We start from the raw sequence: 3,042 nt of genomic DNA, 5'->3' as shown, positions 1-3,042 counted from the left end.
TGATACATGAGTTGACTGACCACCGCCATCGGGAGCAAGCCCCCTCCCACAGTTTGACCGCGTTCGGCCTGTGATTTTGATCCGAGAAGCGCCGCGCAACGGATAGACACCCAAAAGCCCAAACCCCATCAGGTCACAGGTATTTAAGCCACGCAAGGTCCCGACGCCGCGCTTTGAGGGCGGCAAACCAGCGTACTGGCATGTACAACGCCAGCGGCAATAACAGCGCCACCACCCAGACCCCGCCAATGCCGTCGAAACCGAAATAGTTCCCCTGATTCAGCCCGAACACCGCCACACACGCCACATACAGCACTTTAAGCACATACAGGTGCAGCAGATAAAAGAACATCGGCGCTGCCCCGAATACGCTCAACACCGCGATCCAGCGTCGATCTCCGGCGCGCTCAAACGCGCGCAACACCAGCAACCCGACCCCCAGCGTCAACGCCAGAAACAGCAGCGAAGGCGGGTATTTGGTGACGTTGAAAAAGCTCATCACTGTGTGCACGGTGCTTTCAGACACCCGCCAGGGTTTTTCGCCATACCCATTGAGCGCGCGCAACAGCACGAACCCGAGCATTGCCCCCGCGCCAGCCAACAATAGATAACGCTGACGCAACGCCGGCTGCACGCCATTGGCAAACCACGGGCCTATGCCGTAGCCCAAGGCAATCACGCCAATCCACGGCAGCACCGGGTAGGTGGTGCGCAGGCGCAGCGTGTCTCCGACGCTGATCCAGCTGCGTTCATGCAGGATCGCCCACACAGTTTGCGCCAGCGAGCCCGGCGCAAACTGCACGCCGTCCAGCAGGTTGTGCCCGCCAATGATCACTGCCGCGATAGCCAGCAGCAGTGCGCGCGGCAACCACACCAGCAGGGCGAGGGCGAGCATGCTGACGCCGATGGCCCAGATCACTTGCATATAGATCACGCTGGGCGGCATCTGGAAGGTCCAGGCGAAGTTGACCAGGGTGAACTCAAGCACCACCAGGAACAGCCCGCGTTTGAACAGAAACGCCGACACATCGCGGCGCCCCTGGTATTTCTGGCCGTACAGCCAGGCGGATAAACCCGTTAGCAACACAAACACCGGCGCGCACAGGTGGGCGAGGGTGCGGCTGATAAACAGCGCGGGCTCGGTGTCCTGAATGCTCATCGGATCACTGACCTGGCGGTGCATCAAGAAGGTTTCGCGCACGTGGTCAAGCAACATAAACAGAATCACTAAACCGCGCAGAGCGTCGATGCAGAGCAGGCGTTGGCGTAAGGGAACAGCGTCATTCATGGGCAAGCACCATCGGCAACCGCGAAAATTTGACGTTATTCTATAACATTATTCGCCGTGCTGCGTGCCGCGCTATTCCCGCAAGGAATGCCCCCATAAAAACCCGGAAGTTACAGCCATTCTTGAGAGACGCGCCGGTCGAGGTCTTCCCAATCGGCCATGCCCAGCACCCGCGTGGTGTTCAAGCCGCGCAGGTAACCGCGCAACTGTTGGGCGCTGGCGCTGCGCGTGGCGGCCTCGGCGGCGGCGTCCTGCAACACACTTTCATAGTCGACCAGGTAATCGGCGACCCGCTCACGAAACTCCGGCAATACGGCTTCGCGGATGCGGTCGAAGGTTTTCTGGTGGGGCTTCATGGCGTGGTCCTTATAGGTTTTATGGGGTCAGGCGGCGCGACACTATCGCTTCAGATAATAGTCACCATCATGCAACGCAAGTTCTGTTTTTACGCCAAAAGCGGACAATCGCCACATCGAAACACGGTTCAAGGAAAAGCGCGATGAGGATGATTATCCAGTTGGGTTTAATGCTGCTGATGCTTGGCACGTCGGCGCTGGCCACCCCGGCAATCGCGGATGAACTGCGCACGGGCCATTTTCTGCCACTCGCCGGTAGCGTAGACTCCCTGCGGCGCGAGCAGTCGGTGGGGGTGTTGTACAGCGAAAATACCCGCGAAAACCTCAGTTACCTTGAGCGCTACCACGCGATGGCCATGCAGGGCGCCAAGGGTGCCCTCGATGGGCGCATCCGCGATGCGTTCGTCAACAGCTCCGACCCGGAACTGGCGATTGACTGGTTAATGAGCTCGCTGCAGAGCAATTTTCGCAGCGTGACGTTCTATCGCAGCCTGGATGAGCTGATGCAGGCGCATCCCGATGTGGCGGTCATGCTCGATGCGCATAACCAATTGCTCACCCAGCATAACGACCAAGTGGATGCGCGTTTTGTTGCGCGTTTCTATGACGCAAACCTGCAGTACATCGCCAAGGCTGAAGGCTCGGTGCACAAGCAGGTGTCGTCGGTGTGGGTGCATGGCAAGGCGGCGCCCGAGATTGCCGCGCAGATTGAACAGCAGCGTGATGTACAGCAAGGTGCCTTGAAGCAGTTTGATGCGTCGCTCAAGGCGCTTGTCCGCGCAGGATGACGCGCGGATTGATGTGAACCCTATTGGTTATTTTCAGGAATGTTTATGCGCTCTTTTTTCGTCCCGGCCCTGGCGTTTGCCAGTGTGTTACTGACCGGTTGTATGACGGCTCCCAATGCTCCGACCTTGACCCTGCTGACTGACAAAACCCCTGAAGGCTATGTGCAATGCGTCGTGCCCAAGCTCGAAAAGCACCGCATTACCTCGACCGTGACGCAGAACTCGCGCCACGCCAAGGTGCTGTTGACCAGCAAGATTGCCGCGGATGATGTGCTGGAGGCTTATAAGTCGCAGGACGGCACCAAGGTCTTTGTGTATGAGCGCAAGCCGTTGGCTTCTGCGCTCAAACCGTCGCGGCTGGAGCAAGCAGCGCAGGATTGCAAGTAGGCTGGGCTGACACCGCTTTAAGTGCGGGCTTGCTCGCGATAGCGGTAGATCAGTCGGTAAATATATCAACTGATACACCGTTATCGCGAGACAAGCCCGCTCCCACATTTGGCTAGGTGCAGGGCTTAACGTGTTGGCTCGTTAGCTGAAGCTGTTCACGGTCTTGACCAGGCCTTTGGCCGCCAACGCTACCAATTCACCGCCTTTTTCCACCGTCGCCAGG

Annotated in this window: 4 protein-coding genes and 1 pseudogene; 2 read left to right on the top strand and 3 right to left on the bottom strand. The window is 58.5% G+C overall.

Annotation, left to right across the window (positions count from 1 at the left end; all coding sequences use genetic code 11):
• Positions 1–133: 133 nt before the first annotated feature.
• Positions 134–1,288: an acetyltransferase domain-containing protein gene (locus F0169_RS18045; protein WP_152747238.1), complete on the bottom strand. Its 1,155-nt coding sequence runs from the start codon at positions 1,286–1,288 to the stop codon at positions 134–136.
• Positions 1,289–1,398: 110 nt separating this feature from the next.
• A complete protein-coding gene (locus tag F0169_RS18040; RefSeq protein WP_152747237.1) occupies positions 1,399–1,644 on the bottom strand; it encodes a hypothetical protein in 246 nt (81 codons plus the stop codon).
• A 143-nt stretch (positions 1,645–1,787) separates the two neighbouring features.
• Here F0169_RS18040 and F0169_RS18035 point away from each other — a divergent pair, with 143 nt between their 5' ends.
• Both F0169_RS18035 and F0169_RS18030 read left to right on the top strand, forming a co-directional pair.
• The gene (locus tag F0169_RS18035) at positions 1,788–2,432 is read left to right on the top strand and encodes an ATPase (RefSeq protein ID WP_152747236.1); all 645 of its coding nucleotides are present in this window, start codon (positions 1,788–1,790) and stop codon (positions 2,430–2,432) included.
• A 45-nt stretch (positions 2,433–2,477) separates the two neighbouring features.
• Entirely contained in the window at positions 2,478–2,819 is a 342-nt protein-coding gene (locus F0169_RS18030) for a hypothetical protein (RefSeq protein ID WP_152747235.1), read from the top strand.
• 141 nt (positions 2,820–2,960) lie between these two features.
• Here the strand turns inward: F0169_RS18030 and F0169_RS18025 are convergent.
• Positions 2,961–3,042 (bottom strand): annotated as a pseudogene (locus F0169_RS18025) (creatininase family protein); the annotation flags it as partial.

It is taken from the genome of Pseudomonas kitaguniensis, from assembly GCF_009296165.1.
GTDB classification, from domain to species: domain Bacteria; phylum Pseudomonadota; class Gammaproteobacteria; order Pseudomonadales; family Pseudomonadaceae; genus Aquipseudomonas; species Aquipseudomonas kitaguniensis.
Note: the sequence above shows the minus strand (reverse complement) of the source record. Positions and strands in the feature narration are given on the sequence as shown.